The organism is Lachnospira eligens (genome assembly GCF_009680455.1).
Classification (GTDB): domain Bacteria; phylum Bacillota; class Clostridia; order Lachnospirales; family Lachnospiraceae; genus Lachnospira; species Lachnospira eligens_A.
The window spans coordinates 54,293-77,812 of record NZ_WKRD01000005.1 but is presented as its reverse complement, the minus strand read 5'-3'; the positions used below and the strand labels follow the sequence as shown (position 1 = coordinate 77,812).

21 protein-coding genes are annotated in these 23,520 nt (G+C 37.6%); 2 read left to right on the top strand and 19 right to left on the bottom strand.

Features of this window, described 5'->3' with window-relative positions; translation table 11 throughout:
* Nucleotides 1–13 precede the first annotated feature (13 nt).
* The 13 genes from GKE48_RS07510 to GKE48_RS07450 all read right to left on the bottom strand — a co-directional run bounded on the left by GKE48_RS07510 (nucleotide 14) and on the right by GKE48_RS07450 (nucleotide 12,264).
* The gene (locus tag GKE48_RS07510; protein ID WP_154300793.1) at nucleotides 14–457 is read right to left on the bottom strand and encodes a hypothetical protein; all 444 of its coding nucleotides are present in this window, start codon (nucleotides 455–457) and stop codon (nucleotides 14–16) included.
* Between the two features lie 101 nt (nucleotides 458–558).
* Nucleotides 559–1,650, bottom strand: coding sequence for a 30S ribosomal protein S1 (gene rpsA / locus GKE48_RS07505; RefSeq protein ID WP_022098514.1), 1,092 nt, complete (start codon nucleotides 1,648–1,650; stop codon nucleotides 559–561).
* Nucleotides 1,616–2,422 carry a 4-hydroxy-3-methylbut-2-enyl diphosphate reductase gene (ispH, locus tag GKE48_RS07500; protein ID WP_243138472.1) on the bottom strand — a complete coding sequence of 269 codons (807 nt, stop codon included), beginning with the start codon at nucleotides 2,420–2,422 and terminating at the stop codon, nucleotides 1,616–1,618. Before ispH ends, rpsA begins: the two co-directional genes overlap by 35 nt.
* 57 nt (nucleotides 2,423–2,479) lie before the next feature.
* Nucleotides 2,480–3,151, bottom strand: a complete 672-nt coding sequence (gene cmk / locus GKE48_RS07495) for a (d)CMP kinase (protein WP_154300792.1) — start codon at nucleotides 3,149–3,151, stop codon at nucleotides 2,480–2,482.
* Between the two features lie 22 nt (nucleotides 3,152–3,173).
* A complete protein-coding gene (locus GKE48_RS07490; protein ID WP_012739164.1) occupies nucleotides 3,174–4,412 on the bottom strand; it encodes a BaiN/RdsA family NAD(P)/FAD-dependent oxidoreductase in 1,239 nt (412 codons plus the stop codon).
* A 12-nt stretch (nucleotides 4,413–4,424) separates the two neighbouring features.
* Nucleotides 4,425–5,375, bottom strand: coding sequence for a MurR/RpiR family transcriptional regulator (locus tag GKE48_RS07485; RefSeq protein WP_154300791.1), 951 nt, complete (start codon nucleotides 5,373–5,375; stop codon nucleotides 4,425–4,427).
* Entirely contained in the window at nucleotides 5,368–5,988 is a 621-nt protein-coding gene (locus tag GKE48_RS07480) for a hypothetical protein (RefSeq protein ID WP_330583102.1), read from the bottom strand. The genes GKE48_RS07485 and GKE48_RS07480 overlap by 8 nt, the downstream gene beginning before the upstream one ends.
* A 188-nt stretch (nucleotides 5,989–6,176) precedes the next feature.
* Nucleotides 6,177–7,595 carry an oxaloacetate decarboxylase subunit alpha gene (locus GKE48_RS07475; RefSeq protein WP_117913978.1) on the bottom strand — a complete coding sequence of 473 codons (1,419 nt, stop codon included), beginning with the start codon at nucleotides 7,593–7,595 and terminating at the stop codon, nucleotides 6,177–6,179.
* A gap of 12 nt (nucleotides 7,596–7,607) precedes the next feature.
* Entirely contained in the window at nucleotides 7,608–8,759 is a 1,152-nt protein-coding gene (locus tag GKE48_RS07470; protein ID WP_012739160.1) for a sodium ion-translocating decarboxylase subunit beta, read from the bottom strand.
* Between the two features lie 38 nt (nucleotides 8,760–8,797).
* The gene (locus GKE48_RS07465; protein WP_012739159.1) at nucleotides 8,798–9,163 is read right to left on the bottom strand and encodes a biotin/lipoyl-containing protein; all 366 of its coding nucleotides are present in this window, start codon (nucleotides 9,161–9,163) and stop codon (nucleotides 8,798–8,800) included.
* Nucleotides 9,164–9,165: 2 nt separating this feature from the next.
* Nucleotides 9,166–10,020, bottom strand: coding sequence for an OadG family protein (locus GKE48_RS07460; protein ID WP_055214834.1), 855 nt, complete (start codon nucleotides 10,018–10,020; stop codon nucleotides 9,166–9,168).
* 15 nt (nucleotides 10,021–10,035) lie between these two features.
* Nucleotides 10,036–11,481 (bottom strand): acyl-CoA carboxylase subunit beta, encoded by a 1,446-nt coding sequence (locus tag GKE48_RS07455; protein WP_041688071.1) that lies wholly within the window; start codon nucleotides 11,479–11,481, stop codon nucleotides 10,036–10,038.
* Nucleotides 11,482–11,565: 84 nt separating this feature from the next.
* Nucleotides 11,566–12,264, bottom strand: a complete 699-nt coding sequence (locus tag GKE48_RS07450) for a thiamine diphosphokinase (RefSeq protein WP_173016906.1) — start codon at nucleotides 12,262–12,264, stop codon at nucleotides 11,566–11,568.
* A gap of 96 nt (nucleotides 12,265–12,360) precedes the next feature.
* Between GKE48_RS07450 and GKE48_RS07445 the strand changes: the two genes are divergently transcribed.
* On the top strand, nucleotides 12,361–12,903 hold the full coding sequence (locus GKE48_RS07445; protein ID WP_154300789.1) for a hypothetical protein: 543 nt from the start codon (nucleotides 12,361–12,363) through the stop codon (nucleotides 12,901–12,903).
* A gap of 62 nt (nucleotides 12,904–12,965) precedes the next feature.
* Here GKE48_RS07445 and gltA read toward each other — a convergent pair whose 3' ends face one another.
* From gltA to GKE48_RS07425, 4 genes are all read right to left on the bottom strand, one after another.
* Nucleotides 12,966–14,351: an NADPH-dependent glutamate synthase gene (gene gltA / locus GKE48_RS07440; protein WP_243138467.1), complete on the bottom strand. Its 1,386-nt coding sequence runs from the start codon at nucleotides 14,349–14,351 to the stop codon at nucleotides 12,966–12,968.
* A gap of 17 nt (nucleotides 14,352–14,368) precedes the next feature.
* Nucleotides 14,369–15,247 carry a sulfide/dihydroorotate dehydrogenase-like FAD/NAD-binding protein gene (locus tag GKE48_RS07435; RefSeq protein WP_117913983.1) on the bottom strand — a complete coding sequence of 293 codons (879 nt, stop codon included), beginning with the start codon at nucleotides 15,245–15,247 and terminating at the stop codon, nucleotides 14,369–14,371.
* A gap of 55 nt (nucleotides 15,248–15,302) precedes the next feature.
* The gene (locus tag GKE48_RS07430; protein WP_154300787.1) at nucleotides 15,303–16,856 is read right to left on the bottom strand and encodes a chitobiase/beta-hexosaminidase C-terminal domain-containing protein; all 1,554 of its coding nucleotides are present in this window, start codon (nucleotides 16,854–16,856) and stop codon (nucleotides 15,303–15,305) included.
* Between the two features lie 281 nt (nucleotides 16,857–17,137).
* On the bottom strand, nucleotides 17,138–21,040 hold the full coding sequence (locus GKE48_RS07425) for an Ig-like domain-containing protein (RefSeq protein ID WP_154300786.1): 3,903 nt from the start codon (nucleotides 21,038–21,040) through the stop codon (nucleotides 17,138–17,140).
* A gap of 279 nt (nucleotides 21,041–21,319) precedes the next feature.
* On the opposite strand from GKE48_RS07425, the gene GKE48_RS07420 reads away from it, so the two are divergent.
* Nucleotides 21,320–22,432, top strand: coding sequence for a sugar kinase (locus GKE48_RS07420; protein ID WP_012739150.1), 1,113 nt, complete (start codon nucleotides 21,320–21,322; stop codon nucleotides 22,430–22,432).
* Nucleotides 22,433–22,529: 97 nt separating this feature from the next.
* Here GKE48_RS07420 and GKE48_RS07415 read toward each other — a convergent pair whose 3' ends face one another.
* On the bottom strand, nucleotides 22,530–22,979 hold the full coding sequence (locus GKE48_RS07415) for a hypothetical protein (RefSeq protein WP_055285496.1): 450 nt from the start codon (nucleotides 22,977–22,979) through the stop codon (nucleotides 22,530–22,532).
* 38 nt (nucleotides 22,980–23,017) lie between these two features.
* Entirely contained in the window at nucleotides 23,018–23,512 is a 495-nt protein-coding gene (locus GKE48_RS07410) for a hypothetical protein (protein WP_154300785.1), read from the bottom strand.
* Nucleotides 23,513–23,520: the final 8 nt, after the last annotated feature.

Here is a 23,520-nt window from a genome sequence, read left to right as displayed (position 1 = left end):
ATGGGCTGTTTTTCTACAGCCCCGAATTTCTATGTTTTTTTATCTTAAAATATATCAAATGAAACACAATACATAACATTCCAAAAACAACAATGGCAGGAACTCCATAAAACATATATTCCATTCCATTTAAATAAATGCCATCACCCCTGTATTTTTGTTTAATAAGCAGTCCATTATTAACAAGTATAAAAACAATTACTCCAGATACCAGAAATGCTGCACTATAACCGCCAAACCATGCAAGAAGCTTTTTCCGGTCCGGCTTGTATGCAATGTAATTATAAATATAACAGCAGACTAATATTACAGGCACAATCATGTATATAATCAAACCAATAAAAAAGCCTTTATCTAATACCGTTTCATCAATATAATCTGAAATCAGTAAAATAATCCAGACTAATACACCAGCACATAAACCATTCACAATTGACGGCTTGTTTTTCGAATACATAACAACACCTCCGATTACCAGCATATTAAATGAGGCATCTGCCCACTGATGTGAACAAATGCCTCAACATAGAGCTTTTCACAGCCCTTATAATATCTTTATTACTCTTCTGTTGCTGGAGCTTCTTCCTGAGCTTCGTTGTCGTTAAGTAATGCCTTAATGCTTAAGCTGATCTTCTTATCAGCTTCGTTAAGGTCAACAACCTTAGCTTCAATTTCCTGACCGATTGAAAGTGCGTCAGATGGCTTTTCAATACGATCTCTTGAAATCTGTGAAACATGAAGTAATGCATCGATACCATCTTCTAACTGGACGAATGCACCGAAATCTGTCATTCTTGCAACTGTTCCCTTAACAACATTACCTACAGCATACTTCTCTGCTGCGTTATTCCATGGATTAAGGTCTGGATACTTAACTGAAAGTGCAATCTTATCTCCGTTAATCTCTTTGATAAAGCACTTAACTGAATCACCAATCTTGTAAACCTTCTTAGGATTCTCTGTTCTTCCCCAAGACATCTCTGAGATGTGAAGAAGACCATCTACACCGCCTAAGTCAATGAATGCACCGAAATCTGTAACATTCTTAACTGTTCCTTCGATTGTATCGCCTTCCTTAATCTTAGAAAGAACTGCCTCTGCTGCTGCCTTCTTAGCTGCAACAATAAGCTGCTTGCAATCACCGATAATCTTTCTGTTCTTAGGATCATATTCAGTGATGACAAATGTAACTTCCTTACCGTTATATACAGATAAATCCTTAACAAATGTATCTGAAATAAGGCTTGCAGGAATAAATACTCTTGCTTCATCAACGATAACCTCAAGACCACCCTTGATGTTCTTAGCTACACCTGTAATTGGCTCCTGATTATTAAATGCATCTTCAAGTTTCTTATTGCCATTATCTGCAACAAGCTTTCTATATGTAAGAGCAACCTGTCCCTCACCATCGTTTGATTTAAGAACCTTAGCCTTCATCTCATCTCCAACTGAGACTACAGTAGTAAGATCCACATCAGGAGCTGATGTATACTCTGAACGAGTAATGATTCCATCAGATTTGCCACCTATATTAAGTACAATTCTATCTGGCTTAACTGCAATAACTCTTCCGTCTACCACCTCTCCTGTACGGATTTCCTTCCATTCTTCGTTATCTAACATCTGTGCAAAGCTTTCTTCTGACATTAGTATAAACCTCCTCAATGATATTGTTTGGGGTTGATGCCCCGGCTGTAATACCTATGCAGTCTGATGATTCGAGCTTATCAAGCTCAAGGCCGCTAAGAGTCTGAATGTAAAAGGTTTCCTGACATTCCGTCTTGCAAATTTCATACAGTTTACGAGTGTTTGAACTACTGCTGTCCCCTATAACAATCATAGCATCAGCTCTTCGAGCAATCCGTCTTGCCTCGTTCTGACGCTCCTCAGTTGCATTACATATCGTATTACTAATGCAAATATTGTACTCTTTTTTCTTTATAATTTCAACTAAATCTTGAAATTTCTTGTAATTAAATGTCGTCTGGGATACCACACGCACATTTTTACTCTTGTCAAGTTTCAACCTTTCAGCTTTTTCAACTGTATCAACAACATGTACAGGTGTCTCTGACCACCCCATAATGCCTTCAACTTCAGGATGCTTCTCATTGCCAATAATTACAATCTGGTCACCTTCAGCACTTGCATCCTTTACAATCTTGTGAATCTTTAATACAAACGGACATGTTGCATCCACAATCTTTGCCCCGCTGTTCTTTATTGATTCATATACTGCCTTTGATACTCCATGAGATCTGATTATAACAGTTGACTTTTCAGGTTCTGGAATCTCAGATATATCATTAACAGCCTTTACACCCTTGCTCTCAAGTTCATTGACAACCTCAGTATTATGAATTATCGGACCATAAGTATATACATTTTTCTTGTCTGCCTCAGCATACACAGTATCCATTGCCCTCTGAACACCAAAACAGAAGCCTGCTGACTTTGCAAGTATTACTTCTTTCAATTATCTGCCCGCCTTCTTTTCATCTATTATCTTACTTAAAGCAGCTACAACCTGTTCTATATTCATATCTGATGTATCAACAAGCACAGCATCATCTGCCTGTTTTAAAGGAGATATTGCTCTGTGCATATCTTCATAGTCTCTTTTTTCAATATCTTCCTTGATAGCATCAAAACTACAGTTTTCACCTTTTTCCTTAAGTTCATCATATCTTCTCTTAGCTCTCGCATCAGAACTTGCAGTAAGATATATCTTTGCAAATGCATCTGGGAGTACTGTTGTTCCTATATCTCTTCCATCCATGATAACATCTGTTTTCTTTGCAAGTCCTCTCTGAAGTGCAACCAGCTTAGTCCTTACTTCTGCATACTTAGATGTCTTTGATGCCATCTTTCCTGTTTCTTCTGTTCTTAAAAGTGATGTCACATTCTCACCATTAAGTATCACCTGCTGTACGCCGTCTTTGTACTCAATACTAATATCAATATTATCTACAGCACCATTAATTGCATTCTCATCATCTGGATTAATGTCGTTCTGTGAAAAATATACAGCCATTGCCCTGTACATTGCACCTGTATCAACATACACATATCCTAACTGCTTTGCTAAAAGCTTTGCTATTGTACTTTTTCCTGCTCCTGCAGGTCCATCGATTGCTATTGCACTCATTTTCTCTGCTCCTTTAAATAAATTATTGTATATGACTTGCAGCAGCGTATGCTGTTGACCATGCTACCTGTAAATTAAATCCTCCGGTCACTGCATCAACATCTATAACCTCTCCTGCAAAATATATATTCTTGACAAGCTTTGATTCCATTGTCGAAGGATTAATCTCTTTAACATTAACCCCACCCTGTGTAATTATCGCTTCATTAAAACCTCTCGTAGAAGTTACTGTCATGTCAAAATTCTTAAGAAGCTTCACAAGTCTCTGTCTTTCTTCCCTTGTAACCTCATTAACCTTCTTTTCAGGCTTAATTCCGGACTGCATTACAATCACAGGAATAAGCTTCTTAGGAAGCAGCTCATCTAATGAATTCTTAAACGCCTTGTTCTGTTCCTTTGAGAAATCCCTTAATATTCTCTCATCAAGCTGTTCATCAGTAATTGCAGGCTTTAAGTCTATGCTTAATCTTACAGGTCTTTCCTTAACTATTCCAGTAATAACGCTACTTGCGCTTAATATTACAGGACCGCTCACACCAAAATGTGTAAAAAGCATTTCTCCAAAATCAGTAAATACCTTCTTATCTCCATCGTAAAATGTAACCTCTATATTCTTAAGGCTTAGTCCCATAAGAAGTTCTTCCCACTCTTCTCTTACATTAAGAGGTACAAGTGCCGGAAGTATTGGTGTAACGCTGTGTCCAATACTTTTTGCAAATCTGTAACCATCCCCTGTAGAGCCTGTGGATGAATATGAATTACCACCTGTTGCAATAACGCACGCATCACCTTTAATCTCCTTCTGTCCTGATGCATCTTTTACAACAACACCTGCAAATTCGCCATTTTCCTCATTCACAGCTACAACCTGTGTATTAAGAAGCACATTTACACCAAGTTTTTTCATCTGCCTTGAAAGCGCACCTATAACATCAGACGAGTGGTCTGACTCCGGGAATACCCTGTTACCTCGCTCAATCTTGAATTTAAGTCCCAGCTCATCAAAAAATCCCATACAGTCATAGTTAGAAAATCCTCTTAAACTGCTGTACATGAACTTTTTATTGGTAACTATGCTGTTAAATATATCTTCTTCATCCCCGGCATTGGTAAAATTACATCTGCCTTTTCCTGTAATAAAAAGCTTCTTTCCAAGCTTTTCATTCTTTTCAATAAGTGTAACCTTATTATTGTTTCTGGCAGCAGTTATCGCAGCCATCATTCCTGCTGCTCCACCGCCAATTATTATAACATTGCTCATTATCGCTCTCTCTTACTTTTCTTCATCAATAGCTGCATTATCCATACATTTTCTTAATTCATTGACAACATTTTCATCTAACATATTAATCTCATCATTGCCTGAATACTCGAAATTATCAACAAACGTGTTAATCTTCTCAATATTCTCTACTACCTGTTCACTATTCTTAAGGCATATTGATACTATTAAAGCATTAATAAGACTCATTGGTGCAACAAGTGAATCAACTATTGACGCCATATCACTTCTTGCAAACAGGTTACATGATGAATACATATTCATTGGTGAGTGTACTGAATCTGTTATGGCAATAACTCTCGCCTTCCTGTTATTGGCAAATTCCATTGCTTTAAGCGTTCGCATTGAATATCTGGGAAAGCTGATACCTATTGCAACATCACCTTCACCTATGTACATCATCTGTTCAAATAATTCGTTGGTATTGCCAGTCTTTACCACCTGTACATTTTTCTTGACCAACCTAAGATAATACCCAAAGAATTCTGCTAGTGGTTCGCACGACCTCGCTCCAATTATATACACGCTTTCTGCAGCCATTATATCCTCAACAGCCATATCAAACGATGCTGTATCAAATGACTTTAATGTATGCTCTATCTTTCTTGCATCCATTGACATAACATTATTCACGACCATATTGGTTGTCATGTGTGAATTAAGTACATCTATTCTATCGAATGAGTGAATTTTTTCTTGCAAAATGTCTTCTAACGCTTTCTGGAACTCCGGGTACCCTGAAAACCCCAATGCTGCCGGAAATCTCACTGCCGTAGACTCACTTACTCCAACAACTTCTCCCAGCTTTGCCGCAGTAAGGAATGCACATTTTTCATAATTAGCCAGAATATACTCTGCTATTCTTTTATGTCCCTTGCTAAGTCCTGACATTCTAACTCTTATGAGATTTAATACATCTGTATGTTGTTCTAAATCATTCATTATCTATAAAAAGCTCTTCAAAATATGGCAGTTCTTTTACCCAGTCACAGAAGGTATGCCACTCTGCAAGCTTATGACCCTTTCTAGAATAATATATTCCAACAAGATTCTCATAATTGAGAGTACATGTTCTCATCTGGTTATAACTTTCAGGGAGAAGCTGTATCATGCTGTACCATAATGCTTTGTCCTTAGTCTCTACAAACTGTGTTCTGATTCCTTCCAGAAAATCAATATTCTTCTGCATCATATCAAGAGCGGCATCAGTCATATGGTCTGTACTGAAATCAGACATCTCAAAAGGCTTGCTGTGAATCTTGTGCATTGTACTTGTTGAATTGGCAACTGTTCCAACCTTATATGTATCGTATTCCTTCCACCAGTAAAGTGGTGCTGTTATATCGACTGTAACAAATATCTGTCTTATGAACTTTCTGTGGTCTGAGCCTGCCTTACATAATCTCTTGGCAAGGTCAAGATCATTAGGACCAAAAACAAATTTTCCTTCCTCATCAAAGTAACTGTCCATTCTTGCCCAGCTGTTCAATGGATTTCTTGCACCTCTGATGGCATTATTCATATTCATGACTTCAAATCGTTCTAACTTAATCACAATCGTGCTCCTTTTGCTTAATTATACTGTTTAATTTTACATGCAAAATGAATTTATATCAAGAGAAACATTCTGGATTGCAGGCTTGCTGCCTGCTTTTTTTGCAGGTCAAGTCTCTACGCAGCTTCGCTGCAAAAAAAGACCGCCACATACGCTTTTGCGCACATGACGGTCTATTATATTAATTATTAGACTGGATAAGCCTTATTAGCTGTATCTGCCTTTGCAGGATCAACCTTTGTCTGCTGAGCTTCTCTATACTTGAAGAACTCTGTCGCAACCTGTGGGAATAATGCATATGAAAGCACATCCTCATCCTGCTGCTTGTACTGCTGTACAATTGGATCATTCTTGAATTTCTCAAGCTGTGGTTCAATCAAGTCAGCTGGACGGCATGTAATAGGCTTTGTATCACCGATAGCCTTCTTCTGAACTTCTGGATTGAATGGCTTGATTGTCTGACCAAATTCACCAGCAAGAACCTTCTTAGATTCCTTAGTAATCATCTTGTATCTCTCACCCTGTAATACATTAAGAACAGCCTGAGTACCAACAATCTGTGATGAAGGAGTAACAAGAGGTGGTTCACCATAATCTTTACGAACTCTTGGGATTTCCTCTAATACATCTCTGTACTTGTCCTCTGCACCAGCTTCCTTAAGCTGTGATACAAGGTTAGAAAGCATTCCACCTGGAACCTGATAAAGTAATGTCTTAATATTAACTCCAAGAACCTTAGTATTCATAAGTCCGCTCTTTAATGCTTCCTCACGCATTGGCTGGAAGTAATCAGCTATCTCAGCAAGAAGATTCTGGTCAAGTCCTGTATCATACTGTGTACCCTTAAATGTCTCTACCATAACCTCTGTAGCTGGCTGTGATGTTCCCATTGAGAATGGTGACATAGCTGTATCAATAATATCAGCACCTGCTTCTACTGCTTTTAAGTATGTCATTGAAGCTACACCAGATGTATAATGTGTATGCATCTGAATAGGAAGAGATGAACCATCCTTTAATGCCTGTACAAGCTCTGTAGCCTTGTATGGAAGCAAAAGTCCAGCCATATCCTTGATACAGATAGAATCTGCACCCATATCTTCAATTCTCTTAGCTGTCTCTTTCCAGTAATCAAGTGTATAAGCATCACCTAATGTATAAGAAAGAGCAATCTGAGCATGTCCTTTTTCCTTCTTGGCAGCCTTAACAGCTGTCTCTAAGTTTCTTAAATCATTAAAGCAGTCGAAAATACGGATAATATCAATACCGTTAGCAATTGACTTCTGAACAAAGTACTCAACTACATCATCTGCGTAATGATTGTAACCTAATATATTCTGTCCTCTGAAAAGCATCTGAAGCTTAGTATTCTTGAATCCATCTCTAAGCTTACGAAGTCTTTCCCATGGATCTTCCTTAAGGAATCTGAGTGAAGCATCAAATGTAGCTCCTCCCCAGCACTCTACTGAATGATAACCAACCTTATCCATCTTATCTACGATAGGAAGCATCTGCTCTGTTGTCATTCTTGTAGCTATAAGAGACTGATGTGCATCACGCAATACTGTCTCAGTAATCTTTAAAGGTTTTTTAACCTGTTCTGCCATAATATCCTCCTTTTACATAACGCCAAACATGGCCATAAATGTGCCGGCTGCAACCGCTGTACCAATAACACCGGCAACGTTAGGTCCCATAGCATGCATCAGAAGGAAGTTAGAAGGATCTGCCTCAGAACCAACCTTCTGCGAAACTCTGGCTGCCATAGGAACCGCAGATACACCTGCTGAACCAATAAGCGGATTAACCTTACCATGTGTAACAAGACACATAATCTTACCAAATAACACACCTGCTGCAGTACCAAATGCGAATGCAATAAGTCCTAATGCAACAATCTTTAATGTATCAAGGTTAAGAAATGCTTCTGCACTTGTTGTAGCACCAACTGATGTTCCAAGGATAATAACAACTATGTACATAAGTGCATTAGAAGCTGTCTCTGCAAGCTGCTTAACAACTCCACTTTCCTTGAAAAGGTTACCTAACATGAGCATACCAACAAGTGGTGCTGTTGTAGGAAGAATAAGTACTACTACTACAGTAACTACTATAGGGAAAAGAATCTTCTCAAGCTTAGAAACAGGTCTTAACTGTTCCATCTTAACTTCTCTTTCCTTCTTAGTTGTTAAAAGCTTCATAATTGGTGGCTGGATAATAGGAACCAGTGACATATATGAATATGCTGCTACTGCAATAGGTCCCATATATTTAGTCTGACCAAGCTTACCTGCAAGGAATATTGAAGTAGGACCATCTGCACCACCAATAATTGATATAGCTGCTGCTGCCTTATCTGGGAATCCCATAAGAATAGCCATAAGATATGCTGCAAAGATACCAAACTGTGCTGCTGCACCAAGCAGGAAACTTGCCGGGTTAGCAATCAATGGACCAAAATCAGTCATAGCACCAACACCTAAGAAAATAAGTGATGGTAAAATACTCCATTCATCAAGTAAATAGAAATAATGTAACAAACCACCTACACCGTTACTTGAATCCTCTATTGCTAACATAATGTCAGGATAAAGGTTTACAAGAAGCATACCAAAAGAAATAGGTACTAAGAGCAGAGGTTCATATCCTTTTTTAATTGCAAGATAAAGGAAAACAAACGCAACCAGAACCATAAGGTAATTACCCCATGTAAGTCCGAAGAATGCACTCTGGTGAACGAGGTTTCCTAAAGTTGTTATAATATAACTCATCTTATACCTCCGTAAGTCACTTTATATCAGTATCATAATTAATTTAATGAAACTAATACCTTACCTGACTCTACAGAATCACCAGCTGCACACTCAACAGTTGCAATTGTGCCATCCTGAGGAGCACAGATTTCATTCTCCATCTTCATAGCTTCAAGGACAACCAATACATCGCCCTTCTTTACAGCAGCACCTGCTGTTGCATTAACCTTAAGAATCTTTCCTGGCATTGGAGCGTTAACTTTAACTGCTCCCTGAGCACCTGCTGGTGCTGCTGCCTTAGGTGCAGCCTTTGGAGCTGCTTTAGGAGCGGCTGCCTTAGCTGCTGGAGCTGCACTGCCTGTTCCTTCTTCTACAGTAACATCATATACGTTACCATTAACTGTAATTGTATAGTTCTTCATGATTATTTCCTCCTATTATTAACCTTTCTAATTGAGCGGACAACAAGACCATCCGTAGATGTTCCTTCTGATGCTGCAATTGCTGCAGTAATAACTGCAATAAGTTCAAGATCGTCCTCAACATTTTCTTCTTCATTAGAAACAATCTGTGCTATAGCATTATCAACACCAACAGAAGCTGTGTCTTCTTTCTGTTCTTTCTTTCTGTTCTCATATACGCTTATATACTTGAACAGAGAAATAATGAATGAAATGAATATAAGAACTACAAATACAGTTCCCATACCAATAAGTGTATTCATTCCGGCCTTACCCATCTTCTCACCTGTTGTGTATGATGGATTAATAGCTCCACTTTCAAGTGTGTAATCTGTATTGATTACAAATTCGAATGTACATACTCTCTTTTCGAATTTAAGTTTAACTGAAATAGTACATAATTCACTTGTTTCATCACTGACCTTTACATTAATGTTGTTAACATCAACAGACTCTTTGAGTTCACCAAGTTCATCTTTAGTGCTGTTCCAGCTATTGTATAATCCTATTGTTTTAACATTCATTCCCTGCTGGTTAACAATATACATCTTACTGTTAACATCATTAAGGGTTATTCCTGCTTCTGCATCTGCAATAAGAGCATCTGTTCCTGCTTCACCCTGATTGCTGTCAAGGTAAAGAATCATATCCTTTGCCCAGTCCTTGAGGTAATTCTCAACATAAGCAACCTCGTTATCTTTAATGGATTCTTTAGCTGTATTAGTATCAATCTGTGCATTACCACAGGCTGTCATACTGAATACGCAGGCTAACATGCAGAATAACAATAAGAATCTTTTCAAATTAGTCTTCTTCATATTGTCACCTCTTAATTAAACTGTTCCATGCTTCTTATCAGGACGAACCTCTCTCTTTGAAAATAACATTTCAAATGCAGCGGCTACATACTGTCTTGTATTCTCCGGGTCAATAACAGCATCAACATATCCTCTTGCTGCTGCTGACTCAACACTTGACTGTAACTTAGCATATTCAGCTGCTTTCTCTGAAACAGTTGCTGCCACATCAGAAGCGGCTGCTATCTCATCAGCATACATAATCTTTGCTGCAAGCTGTGAATCCATCATTCCGATAGAAGCTGTTGGCCATGCGTAGACAAGGTCTGCACCTAAAGACTTAGAGTTCATAGAAACATATGCGCTTCCATAAGCCTCACCTGTAATAACATTAACCTTAGGTACATCTGCGTTAGCAAATGCATATGTAAGCTTGGCACTTGCAATTGCAATTCCCTTCTCAGCTGCCACTGTAGCTTCGAATCCTTTAACATTAGTAAGTGTAAGTACAGGAATTTCAAATGCATTACAGAAATTAACAAAATTCTCTGCCTTGTAAGCGCCCTTAACTGTAAGAACCGGTTCAAACTTTTCAGCCACTTCACCCTCTTCATCATAAAGAGCTGTTCTGTTAGCTACAGCACCAATAGTAATTCCATCTACCTGAATAAATCCTGTAACCATTTCTTTAGCATATGAAGCCTTAACTTCAACAAATACATTATCATCAGCAATATCTGAAAGAGCTAATGCAGGATCAGCAATCTCTGCTGCCATATCCGGGCATGCTCTGTTAAGATCATCTGTTGTTGCAGAAACTGCAGCATCCTCTTCGTTGTTAGCAGGAAGCATAGAAACTAACTGTCTTACACCATTAGCAATAGTCTCCTCATCTCCTGTAAAATCAACAACTCCTGCTTCTGCCTGGAACTTAGCTGACGCTGAGTCAAGCTTTGATTCATTATTACCATCTAATGCATTAGGGCTGTTAACAAAAAGCTTGGCCTTGCTATCTTCCATAAATGTAAAATCAGATAATGAAGAAAGAATTGCAAGTCCACCGCCACAGTTACCGTAAACTGCTGTGATCTGTGGAATAACACCTGATGCAATAGACATCTTCTTATAAATTGTACCGAAACCTTCAAGAGCATCTGTTGCTTCCTGAAGTCTTAAACCTGCGCAGTCAATAAGACCTATCACAGGAGCTCCCATCTTCATAGCATAATCATAAAGTGCTGAAATCTTCTTAGCATGCATCTCACCGATAGAACCATTAAGAACAGTTGCATCCTGGCTGTATACATACACAAGATTACCATTAATAACTCCGTATCCTGTAATAACACCATCGGATGGAGCCTTCTTTTCCTGAATGTTAAAATCTGTAGATCTGGCAGTCACACCAGCACCGATTTCAACAAAGCTGCTATCATCAAGTATTGCTTCAATCCTTGATAATGCCTGTGTTGTATTACTCATTACGAGACCTCCCTTGTTTTTTACGTTGCTATTGCGCAACTCTTTGTTAATTTTATTACAATCTGCCAATAATTACAAGTATTTTTAGTCCTTTGTTTCAAATACAATCACAAGTCCTTTTTTTATATTTATAACCGCCACATTTTCTTTAATTTCATTACTCTGGCATATGCTTAAACCCTGATTAAGTATATAATCATCAAGCACATATTTAAACCCTGCAAGACTTATAATTGTTTCTTCAGATAGTGGAACAAATGATACATAATCACCATACTGTCCTGTTTTGGACACTTTCACTTCTCCCATCTTGTCATTTATAAGATATATTTTATTGTGACTGTCACATATAAAACATGGTACGCCACTGTCAAGTGCAGCTTTCATATTGCATATATTGGTAAATGTGTGATCCATCCTTGTACCTGTCGCCCCAAGTATATATATGACTGACGCTCCGGCTTTCAATGCATTTATAATAGCAATATGCGTATCTGTATAATCCTTTTCTTTAGGATAAGTCTTAATATCTATACTTTTATACTTATCAAGCAGTCCATCTTCTACTGAGTCATAATCCCCCAGTATCATATCCGGCACAAGTCCGAGTTCATCAATATATTTAAGGCCACTGTCAGCTGCAATTATGTATTCAGCATTTATTGTCCTGACAAAATCCTTTGCCCAGCTTATATCAAGACTTCCCCCTGTCACTATAAGTGTTTTCATATCAATCTCCTTAATCTTACTAATCTGTAATATCTTTCTTTCGTATTTTACCACATTAATCCAGATGTTCTTTATTTTTTCACAATTATATTTTATAATATCTGAACAATAAAGGACTTATGGTTAAGTTCTATAACAAGGAGGAATATTATGTCTGAAAACGCAACTGACATAACTAATGACAACATTCAGGATAATAACGGGAATGACTCTCTTCTTACAGGTGGAAGCCTGTATGAAAGCAGCACTGACAAGTACAAGGATAACTTATCTTCTGCCATCACATTCTTTGTATGTGGAGGAATCGGAATCATTCTTATGATTCTTAATGATATCGGTATCATTAAGATAGTAACTAAAGATGCACCTTCATTCCTTTTTATTAATATTGTTCTTGGTCTGTTATTTATCGGATTCATTGCAATCGGTGTCTGGTCTTTGAAATACTCTAACAAAATTAAAGCCAAGGCTGAAACTGAGGATAAGAAAGCCGCCAATGTACTTAACTGGCTTGAAGACAACATAACCAAAGAAGATATTGAAAATTCTTACACTGGAGATATTCAGGAAGAAATGAAATATTTTAACCGTACAGCTTATGTTAAAGAACAGTTAACCGTACAATTTACTGAACTTTCAGATGAAGAAGCCGAGAATTTTTCAGAACAGTTCGTTGAAAAAATGTTTAATTAATTCTTATAATCAATAAAACCCGCTGTGTAATTAACAGACACAGCGGGTTTACTATATTCTGATTAGTTGTTAGAAAGGAATTCATCAATTCCCTTAGCTCCAGCCTTTCCTGCTCCCATGGCAAGAATAACTGTAGCTGCACCTGTAACAGCATCTCCACCGGCATATACACCTTCCTTAGATGTTTTACCATTTTCTTCTTCTGCTACGATACATTTTCTCTTGTTGATGTCAAGTCCCTTAGTTGTTGAAGATATAAGTGGGTTAGGTGAAGTACCAAGTGACATGATAACTGCATCTAATTCCATAACAAACTCTGAACCAGGAATCTCTACAGGCTTTCTTCTTCCTGAAGCATCAGGTTCACCAAGTTCCATCTTAATGCACTTCATACCTGTAACATTACCCTTGTCATCTGTAAGAATCTCTGTCGGATTAGTAAGAAGGTCAAATATAATTCCTTCTTCCTTAGCGTGATGTACTTCCTCAGCTCTTGCTGGAAGCTCCTCCTCACTTCTTCTGTATACGATATGAGTTTCTGCTCCAAGTCTTAATGCTGTTCTTGCAGCATCCATAGCAACATTACCACCACCAACGATAGCAACCTTCTTAAATCTTGCTATTGGAGTATCATACTCATCCTTGAAAGCTTTCATAAGATTACTTCTTGTAAGGTACTCATTAGCTGAGAATACTTCGTTAGCATTCTCGCCCGGAATACCCATGAATCTTGGAAGACCTGCACCAGAACCGATAAATACTGCATCAAAGCCTTCATCTTCAAGTAACTGGTCAATTGTCATTGACTTACCAATAACAACGTTAGTCTCAATCTTAACGCCTAACTTCTTAACATTCTCAACTTCGTGGGCAACTACTGTTGACTTAGGAAGACGGAATTCAGGAATACCATATACTAATACACCACCAGCCTCATGTAAAGCCTCGAATATAGTTACGTCATATCCCATTTTTGCAAGATCTCCGGCACATGTAAGTCCTGAAGGACCTGAACCGATAACAGCAACTTTCTTGCCTTTCTTCTCTGTTGGCTTCTCTGGCTCAACATTATTCTCTCTTGCCCAGTCAGCAACAAATCTTTCAAGCTTACCAATTGATACTGATTCACCCTTGATTCCTCTGATACACTGACCTTCACACTGTGTCTCCTGTGGACATACACGGCCACATACAGCAGGAAGTGCACTTGACTTACCAATAATCTTATATGCTTCCTCAATATTTCCTTCTTTTACCTGATGAATAAATGCTGGGATATCGATAGATACAGGACAGCCCTGAACACATCTTGCATTCTTACAGTTAAGGCATCTTGTTGCCTCTTCCATAGCTTCTTCCTTGTTATATCCAAGACATACTTCATCAAAATTCTTATTTCTTACGTCAGGAGCCTGCTCTCTGACTGGCACTTTCTTCATTACGTCCATTTTGAAACCCATCCTTTCTAATTACACTGTCCACAACCGCCGTGATGTGTATCGCCTTCCTGAAGCTTGAGCATTGCTCTTCCCTCTTCAGTTCTGTACATAGCACTTCTCTTCATAGCCTGGTCAAAGTCAACAAGATGACCGTCAAATTCAGGTCCGTCAACACATGCAAACTTAATCTCATCGCCAACCTTAAGACGACATGCACCACACATACCAGTTCCATCAACCATAATCGGATTCATGCTGACAATTGTAGGAATTCCAAGTTCCTTAGTAAGAAGACAGACGAATTTCATCATAATCATAGGTCCGATTGCTACACATAAATCATAATGTTTTCCTTCTGCAACAAGATCCTTAAGCACATCTGTACCCATACCTTTTCTTACATAGCTTCCATCATCAGTTGTTATGTAAAGATTACCAGCAACAGCCTTCATCTCTTCCTCTAAGATTATAAGTTCCTTATTCTTAGCACCAACGATAACATCAACATCTACACCATGCTCATGCATCCATTTAACCTGTGGATATACAGGTGCTGTTCCAAGACCTCCGGCAATGAATACAATATTCATCTTTTTGAGTTCTTCAATATCCTTGCTGATAAGCTCTGATGGACATCCAAGAGGTCCAACAAAATCTTCAAATGCATCTCCTGCTTTAAGATGTGACATCTTCTCAGTAGACGCTCCAACTATCTGAACAACTATTGTTATAGTTCCTGCTTCTCTGTCATAATCACAAATAGTAAGTGGAATTCTTTCGCCCAAATCATCCATCTTTACAATAACGAACTGGCCAGGTTCACAATGTTTAGCAACTCTAGGAGCTTCAACATCCATAAGGAAGATCTTCTCTGCTAACTTCTCAGCCTTAAGAATTTTATACATTACAATTCTCCTTTCAAAAAGTAATATTATGAAGTGCATTACGCACAATCAACCTTTAGTATTCTTTGGCAGAATAACTGCCTTCTGTACCTGTAACAGTATACACCTTACCGCTTGATGTATCAACGCCATATAATCCAGCAGTTGTTGTAGAACCACCCTTTATTACATCATATCTGATAATATACATTTCATTGTTGCCAACCTTTGTCTTTGAAATATAGACAAAATTAACACCTGAACCATCTGAAGCTTTGCTGTCTGACTTAAGCACCTTCTTTGATATAAGGACATTTTTCAGCTGGCTTTCAGCCTGGCTGTATGTATATGTATTCTTTACTTCAACATTATAATTTCTCTTAACTACTGTACTGCTCTGCTCATGATCGTTAATTATTACAAATGCGATTACAGTATTACCGGTTGGCATATCGAATTCACCTGTATACTCTGTTGATGAAGATGTAGGAGTTGTACCATCTGTTGTATAATATGCCTTACATTTGTCAGGGATATTATTAATCTTAATCTTCTCTCCATCTGAATATTTTCCTGACGCAGGAGTTACATCTGGTGCTACAGGAGCACCATATTCAACAACATATTCAAATTCAACTACTTTACTATATACCCCAATAGAATTAACAGAAACTGCTTTTATCTTAGTTGTGCCTGTTTCTAACTTAATTGCTGTTCCATCATATAGTGTACTCTTAATATCAGGTTCTTTTCCATCAGTTGTATAATAAACAACACAACCAGAATCACATGTAAATTTAAGTTCAACATCATCATCATACGAACCCGGCTCTTTAGAAGCTGATGGTTCTTTTACAATATAATTCTTAACTGCATTGCTGCATTTTCCATCCTGATACTTTCTTATAAGCTTTGTTAAATTATCTGCATCCTCTTTCTTATAATAAATATCTGCAAGAGCTTTAACCGCATCTTCATAATTCTCATCATATGAAAGTATATCCTTCAGCACATTAACAGCTTCATCCTCATTTCCTGAGCTTTCATAGCATCTATACAATGTATACTTAAGGTTCAGATTCTTCTTTCCCTCATTTTCTTTAGAAGCCTTGCTAAGATATGATGATGCATCACCATAATTACCCTCTTCGTACAGTTTCATTCCTGTCTGATAATAATAATTATAATTATTCTTACTCTTCTTGTTAAGTGATACAGCAACTATAATTATTATAATTAAAACTAATGCAACTCCCGCAGCAACCCCTGCTATAATAAGCTTTGTCTTCTTATCCAGTGGTTTCTTAGTGGTGTCTTTCAAAATCTCTTTATCTTCATCTTCTGGTTCTTCATCGTCATCATCATCAAGTAAAATATCTCTATCAGTTAATTCTTCTTGTGTTGGTTGAGATGATTTATTAATTACCTGCTGTTCCTTAAGAATTTCATCTGTTATCTTAGGAACAACTCTCGTCCTCCCATCATTAATATCTGATGGCTGCTCTGCTTTATAATCATCAGCCTTTCCTACATAAGCTTTGGCAACTGTAGTTTCTTCTTCTACCATTTTCTGCAACGACTTTTCAATTTCGTCTTCTATGCTTGTATTCTTATTAAAATCGTCTGGCATATATAGACCTCCATACACTTAAATAACATTTTGATATTAACATATTAGAGAATATTAATCAATAAAATACATTTTATGATTTTTATTTTTGTTTAACTAATTGTACACATTTTGCTCACATTTATCATGTATATTCTATATTAGATAGCAAAGAGAATTCTTTCTATCTCCCCCTCATATTTTGAAAAAGGAGATGTTTGACCGCATCTCCTTTTTTTGTCCAAAAAATTATGACCATCAGTACAACACTGATGGTCATAATAATTTTATCATTACCTGAATTATCTTATGCTTGTAACTCTTACTGTGCAGCTTAATGTCTTATTATTAACAACAGCTGTTATTGTTGCTATTCCTGCTTTTCGTCCAATAACTTCTCCTGAAGAAGAAACTGTACATACCCTTGGATTACTGCTTCTCCATGTAATTTTACTATCTGTTCCTATTACATCTAATGTATATCTGTCATACTGCTCAAGAGTAATATTAGACCTGCTTATTGCAAGTGAATGAACTATACAGCTTGATTCAACACCTGCACCATCACTTATGACATAAACCTCTGCTTCACCAGGACCTACAGTTGTAATAACACCATTACCATCAACCGTAACTATTCCTGTATCTGATGAGTACCATTCATATGAATCATTATTAACAGCCGGCCTTACTATTACCGATAACTGTCTTGTTCTGCCTGTAAGCATATATATTTCTTTTGAATTAATTCTAAGTGAGGATATATTAACTCTTGGAGTTACATAAACCCAGCAGATTCCTTTGATATTATTACCATCCTGAGATGTTGCTGTAATCTTAACTTTACCGGAACTGATAGCAAACACCTCGCCATCCTCATCAACCACTGCGATTGATTCATTAGCTGATTTCCATACAACATCTTTAATTGTTGCATTATCCGGATATACGTTAACACCAAGTTTCTGTGAATCTCCAACAAACAATCTCAATGAATCCGGCACAACTTCTATTCCCGTAACCGGATTAACAACTCTTATGATACATGAATCTGTAACTCCGCTTCCATCCGCTGCTGTAGCTGTAATAACAGCATTACCAACTGATTCAGCACTAAGATTACCTTCCTGATCTACTGAACATATACTGTTATCTGATGATGACCACACTATATTCTTATTAGTTGCTGTATCTGTGCCAACCGTTGCAATAAGCTTTCCTGTTGCACCCACATTCATGAATTTATTATTTTCACTCAATGTAATAGTTGAAACATATTCCTTAACAACAATTGTACAAGCTGCTGTGAGATGACACTCATCTGTTGTAACTTCAATTACACAGTTACCACCCTTTAAGGCTGTTACAACACCATTTTCATCAACTGTTGCAACTGATGTATCACTTGAAAGATATGTGACTTTCTTATTCTCTGCATCTATTGGCTCAATTGAAGGTATAATAGCATATTTTGCTCCAACCCATAATTCCTGATAATCAGAATTAAGTGTTATTCCTGTTACAGGCTGTGTAACAGTAACAATACAATATGCTGTAAGTCCCGTGTCAACATTAGTACATATTATAGATGTTGTTCCTGCACCTGTAGCTGTAACTTTACCATCGCTTTCTACTTTACATACGTTTTCATCACGGCTTTCCCATGTAACAAGCTTATTATCTGCATTCTCTGGAAGACATGTGGCATTAAGCCAGAACACCTGTCCTTTTCTCACTGTAATATCTGTCGTATTAAGGACAATTGATGTAACAGGCTGCTTAACATATATATTACACATTGCTGTAACACCACCATCAAGTGACTTACAAAGTATTGTCGCACTACCTGTTCCGACAGCTTCAACCAGACCATTAGAATCAACTATACATACATTAGTATTAGATGATTCCCAACTTACAGTCCTGTTCGTAGCCGTTATAGGGAGAACTTCTGCTGTGATTCTTAATGTCTGTCCTATTGACATAATCTCATCTTTATAATCAAGTTTAATAGTCTCAACTGGTATGCTTATAATAAAATTACATGTTGCAATAAATGCACCATCTTCTGTTTTGCAGACAATTGTACAGTATCCTGGCTTAATATATGTTACAAGGCCATTCTCATCAACTGTTGCAACTGATTCATCTGAGGATGACCATGTAACATTTCTGTTCACACCGTCTCCTGATGGCTTTACAGTTGCTACAAGCTGATACTTTCCAATTGCCATAGTAGACTCAACTGTTGTCGCGTTAAGTGTAACTCCTGTTACTGGCTCTCTTACATAGACATCACAGGTTGCAACCTTAAGTCCGTCTTCAGTTATTACTGTAATCGTTGCATTACCACCAGATAATCCCTTAATAGTAGCTGTGTAACTGTCTCCTGTTACCGTAGCTACCGTTGTATCTGATGATGACCATAAAACATTGCTGTTAGTAGGTCCTGCCGGATTGAATAATACCTGTACTGTTCCAGTGCTTCCTCTGTCAATTGATATTGAAGAAGGATTAATACTTACATCTCCTACAGGAGTGGTAACATATATTACACAAGTCTCAGACTTAATAACTCCATTAATATTCTGTGAAACAGTAAGATGTGTCACACCCGACGCAACACCTGTTACTGTAAATACAGTACCATCATCTGACTGTCTTACCTCTATAAGATCATATGTAGGTATAACTCCTGCTTCATTAGCCTGATTAGTTACAGTATATGTAATCTGTGATTTACTTGGCTGATTAGTAACAAGAGCCTTAATGTCTATTGAACTTCCAATATTAACTGTTGTGCTTACTGTACTAAGGCCAAAACCATCTATAACTGTAATCTTATATGCCAGCTGATATGGCATATTATACACTGTGTATAATTCATCCTGTACTCTTGTTGCATATATTGTAGCTGTACCCGCGCCAACTGCCTTAACAAGACCAGTTGCAGAATCCACCTGAAGTACCTTGTTATCAGAAGTTGACCATGTTACTTCTGATTCAATTGCTGATGTTGACAACTGAAGTTCATCACCAACATTCATATTGCTCACTTCATTTCCCATCTTCTTAAATGGAACTACAACATTAACAGCATCTCTTGTAAACCACGATTCATTGCCTCCAACATCAATAGTAGTAAGTCCTGCACTCACCTTTGTAACTCCTGCATGTACTCCACATACTGTTCCAACTGCAACTGATGCTACATTTGAATTATCTGTCTTATATATTACGTTAGACTTAACAGGATTAACTACATTAGAAGGAATGTCCTCATATGTAAATGCTTCATAATCCTTATCTGAAAGAACCATATATCTGTTAGATGCATCGCTAGGAAGATGTGTTATAAAATGTCCCTGTGAATTAGATATACTCTCCTTAAACTTAACCTCTGCCCTTACTGTAAATGTATATGTAAGAGGATTAATTCCGCTTCCGTCTGCAGTTCTTGCCGTAATAACAGTTGAACCACCGCCAATAACCTTAAGTACTACTTTAGAAGAATCCCTATAATACATCTCTACGATTCCATCTGAACTAACCTCACCTGTTGAATCATTAGATGTTTCAATAAAAAGCTTATTACTCTCACAGGTATTGGCTGTTATGGTAATTAAATCTCCTTCTTTCAGAAGATCTGCCTCTTCAAGAACAGTATTACCTCTTTTCCTTTCAACATTAACATTAATAGGAACATATACTGCTGCTGTTGATGTAGCAAGTACATTATCATATACAACAGCTCCTGTATCTGAAAACTTCTTAGAATGATATGCTGCTGTTATTGTAGCTGCTCCTGCCCTGTTACCATATACTGTAGGATTAGTTGTTCCTGATACAGTCTGCAGATAAGCATCTCCGCCTGAACTTGGATTAACAAACTTTACAACATCATAATCTTCATCCGATATTGTCCATTCAAGTCTTACAGGACTTGCAATACCATTGTTCGAAGGATTGCTCGCGTCATAAAATTCATCATCCGTACCTGAAAGATTGGCATGAATAACTGTAGATGTAGATCCCTGTATTACACTTGACTGTGCCGGTGTCAGAGAAAGAGAAACACTTGAGTCAGCGTTAGCAAATATAAGTACTCCACCGCATGCAACACCAGAAACAAGCACACCTATAAGAATCTTCCATTGCATTTTAAGACGCATTGTCAGCTGTCTTATTTTTTTAACATTCTTCATATATATAACCCTCGCTTTGCATAAGTATATCTGTGCTTATATTAAAATCAAATAATAACTATTATATTATATCGAAATCTTTATTTATTAATATTACATCTTATACATACTTTTTTCAATATGCCTGCATACAATATTTTTCGCTATTGTTGTCAACTGCTGTTGCAATTTATCATATTTCTTATAAAACATATAAAAGTTTGGGTAAAATGATGGAATTAATCAGATTATTATGTTAAAATATTGTAGCAATAAAATATTTTTGGAGGTATCTAAAAAATGAAATTAAATTTAAGACCAGCTGAAGAGTGTACTTTTGACGCTGTATCATTAGGTGAAGTTATGCTTCGTCTTGATCCAGGTGAAGGCAGAATCCGTACAGCAAGAAGCTTTAGAGCATGGGAAGGTGGCGGAGAATATAACGTTATCCGTGGTCTTCACAAGTGCTTCGGTATGAGAACTGCTGTTATCACATCATTTGCTGATAACGAAGTAGGTCTTCTTATGAAGGACTTCATCGAGCAGGGTGGCGTTGATACATCACTTATCTGCTGGAAGAAGACAGATGGTATCGGACGTCTTTGCAGAAACGGTCTCAACTTCACAGAAAGAGGATTTGGTATCCGTGGTGCTAAGGGTTGCTCTGATAGAGCTAACACAGCTATTTCTCAGGCTACTCCAGAAGATTTCGATTTTGATTACATCTTCAAGAACAAGAGCGATGGTGGTTTAGGTGTTCGTTGGTTACATACAGGCGGTATCTACGCTGCTCTTTCTGAGCAGGCTTGCGAGACTGTTATTGCAGCTTGTAAGGCAGCTAAGAAGTACGGTACAATTGTATCTTACGATCTTAACTACAGACCATCTATGTGGGAAGCTATCGGCGGTTTAGCTAAGGCTCAGGAAGTTAATAAGGAAGTTGCTAAGTATGTTGACGTTATGATTGGTAACGAAGAAGACTTCACAGCATGCCTTGGTTTCGAAATCGAAGGTAACGATGAGAACCTTAAGACTCTTAACCTTGATGGTTATAAGAAGATGATCAACGAAGCTGCTGCTACATACCCTAACTTCAAGGCTGTTGCTACAACACTTCGTCAGGTTAAGACAGCTACAGTTAATGACTGGTCAGCAATCTGCTGGGCTGATGGAGAAATCTACAAGGCTGCTCAGTATGATGGACTTGAGATCATGGATAGAGTTGGTGGCGGAGATTCATTCGCTTCAGGTCTTGTATATGGTCTTATGACATTTGAAGATGCTGAGAAGGCTGTTAACTACGGTGCAGCTCACGGTGCATTAGCTATGACAACTCCTGGTGATACAACAATGGCTTCTCTTAAGGAAGTTGAAGGTATCGTTGGTGGTGCTGGCGCAAGAGTTCAGAGATAATTAATTTAATTCATATTTGGATTCAGACCAAATAAAGAGTTGCCCGTGAAACCGGACAACTCTTTTTTATTTAATAATCTATAGTTCTTTTGCTTCACTATCTATAAGAGATTGTAAACACAAGTGTATCTGAATATGAACCCGCATATGCCTTATCCCATTCAGACTTATCTATTGAAAGTGTCAGATTAGTACTGTTTCCACTCTCTGCATATGTAGCTGTACTGAATTCTTTGTTACCATCCATAATCTTATATGCAATTGTCTTACTCTCATCTTTACTGTTCTTAAGTTTTCCACTTGCACTTACAGATACATTTACATTCTTGTCTGGCTCTAATCTTGCATTATCAAGAGAAACACTTCCAAGCTTAACAGACTGTTCTCCTCTTTCAATTGTTGTATTTGCCGGAATAGTCACTGTATAGACCGGATCAATTGATACAGATATTGTTGACTGTCTTGTCTGTGTCTCTTCTGCCCCCACAGGAATAATACTTCCCAATATAAACATCATACTCAATGCCATAGCTGTCAATTTTCTCATAATAGCCTCCATTCTTTCATCCATTAATGACTATTTATTTATTTTGCAACTAAAACTGTCTCAACATTAGCACCATTCATTGTCTTTCCATCTGTAAGCGATGCTGTGCTAATCTTAATAACAGCATTATGTTCTCCTGTTGCAAGCGGATGCTGCAGTTTTACATTAGTTATAGCTTTTCCAGGTTCAACCATATCTGACTTGTATATAGTCTCGCCCGTATCAGATAAAACAATTTCAAATGTAAAGTAGCATGGATTTCCTTCAGGGTTAAACAGATTCATTGTAACATTATCTTTTCCTGCATCTACAGTTATAGATGGATATCCTGGTATCCTTATTCCCTTCTGTCCGCCACTGTAATTACTTCCTGTACCAATTTCACCAGAATCAGAATCAATCGTTGGTGTAAATTTATCATCATTATCTTTATTCTTATCTTTTCTGATAACAAGCACTGCAGCCAGAACAGCAACTGCTACGCACAGTACTATTATTGCTGTTATCATAATTTTGTTTTTTGAAATCTTCATTCCAATCC

Coding starts and splice junctions, on each gene's coding strand:
- GKE48_RS07510 (WP_154300793.1), bottom strand. CDS start 457: ATGTATTCGAAAAACAAGCCGTCAATTGTGAATGGTTTATGTGCTGGT.
- rpsA (WP_022098514.1), bottom strand. CDS start 1,650: ATGTCAGAAGAAAGCTTTGCACAGATGTTAGATAACGAAGAATGGAAG.
- ispH (WP_243138472.1), bottom strand. CDS start 2,422: ATGGATACTGTGTATGCTGAGGCAGACAAGAAAAATGTATATACTTAT.
- cmk (WP_154300792.1), bottom strand. CDS start 3,151: ATGAGTGCAATAGCAATCGATGGACCTGCAGGAGCAGGAAAAAGTACA.
- GKE48_RS07490 (WP_012739164.1), bottom strand. CDS start 4,412: ATGAGCAATGTTATAATAATTGGCGGTGGAGCAGCAGGAATGATGGCT.
- GKE48_RS07485 (WP_154300791.1), bottom strand. CDS start 5,375: ATGAATGATTTAGAACAACATACAGATGTATTAAATCTCATAAGAGTT.
- GKE48_RS07475 (WP_117913978.1), bottom strand. CDS start 7,595: ATGGCAGAACAGGTTAAAAAACCTTTAAAGATTACTGAGACAGTATTG.
- GKE48_RS07470 (WP_012739160.1), bottom strand. CDS start 8,759: ATGAGTTATATTATAACAACTTTAGGAAACCTCGTTCACCAGAGTGCA.
- GKE48_RS07465 (WP_012739159.1), bottom strand. CDS start 9,163: ATGAAGAACTATACAATTACAGTTAATGGTAACGTATATGATGTTACT.
- GKE48_RS07460 (WP_055214834.1), bottom strand. CDS start 10,020: ATGAAGAAGACTAATTTGAAAAGATTCTTATTGTTATTCTGCATGTTA.
- GKE48_RS07455 (WP_041688071.1), bottom strand. CDS start 11,481: ATGAGTAATACAACACAGGCATTATCAAGGATTGAAGCAATACTTGAT.
- GKE48_RS07445 (WP_154300789.1), top strand. CDS start 12,361: ATGTCTGAAAACGCAACTGACATAACTAATGACAACATTCAGGATAAT.
- gltA (WP_243138467.1), bottom strand. CDS start 14,351: ATGGACGTAATGAAGAAAGTGCCAGTCAGAGAGCAGGCTCCTGACGTA.
- GKE48_RS07435 (WP_117913983.1), bottom strand. CDS start 15,247: ATGTATAAAATTCTTAAGGCTGAGAAGTTAGCAGAGAAGATCTTCCTT.
- GKE48_RS07430 (WP_154300787.1), bottom strand. CDS start 16,856: ATGCCAGACGATTTTAATAAGAATACAAGCATAGAAGACGAAATTGAA.
- GKE48_RS07425 (WP_154300786.1), bottom strand. CDS start 21,040: ATGAAGAATGTTAAAAAAATAAGACAGCTGACAATGCGTCTTAAAATG.
- GKE48_RS07420 (WP_012739150.1), top strand. CDS start 21,320: ATGAAATTAAATTTAAGACCAGCTGAAGAGTGTACTTTTGACGCTGTA.
- GKE48_RS07415 (WP_055285496.1), bottom strand. CDS start 22,979: ATGAGAAAATTGACAGCTATGGCATTGAGTATGATGTTTATATTGGGA.
- GKE48_RS07410 (WP_154300785.1), bottom strand. CDS start 23,512: ATGAAGATTTCAAAAAACAAAATTATGATAACAGCAATAATAGTACTG.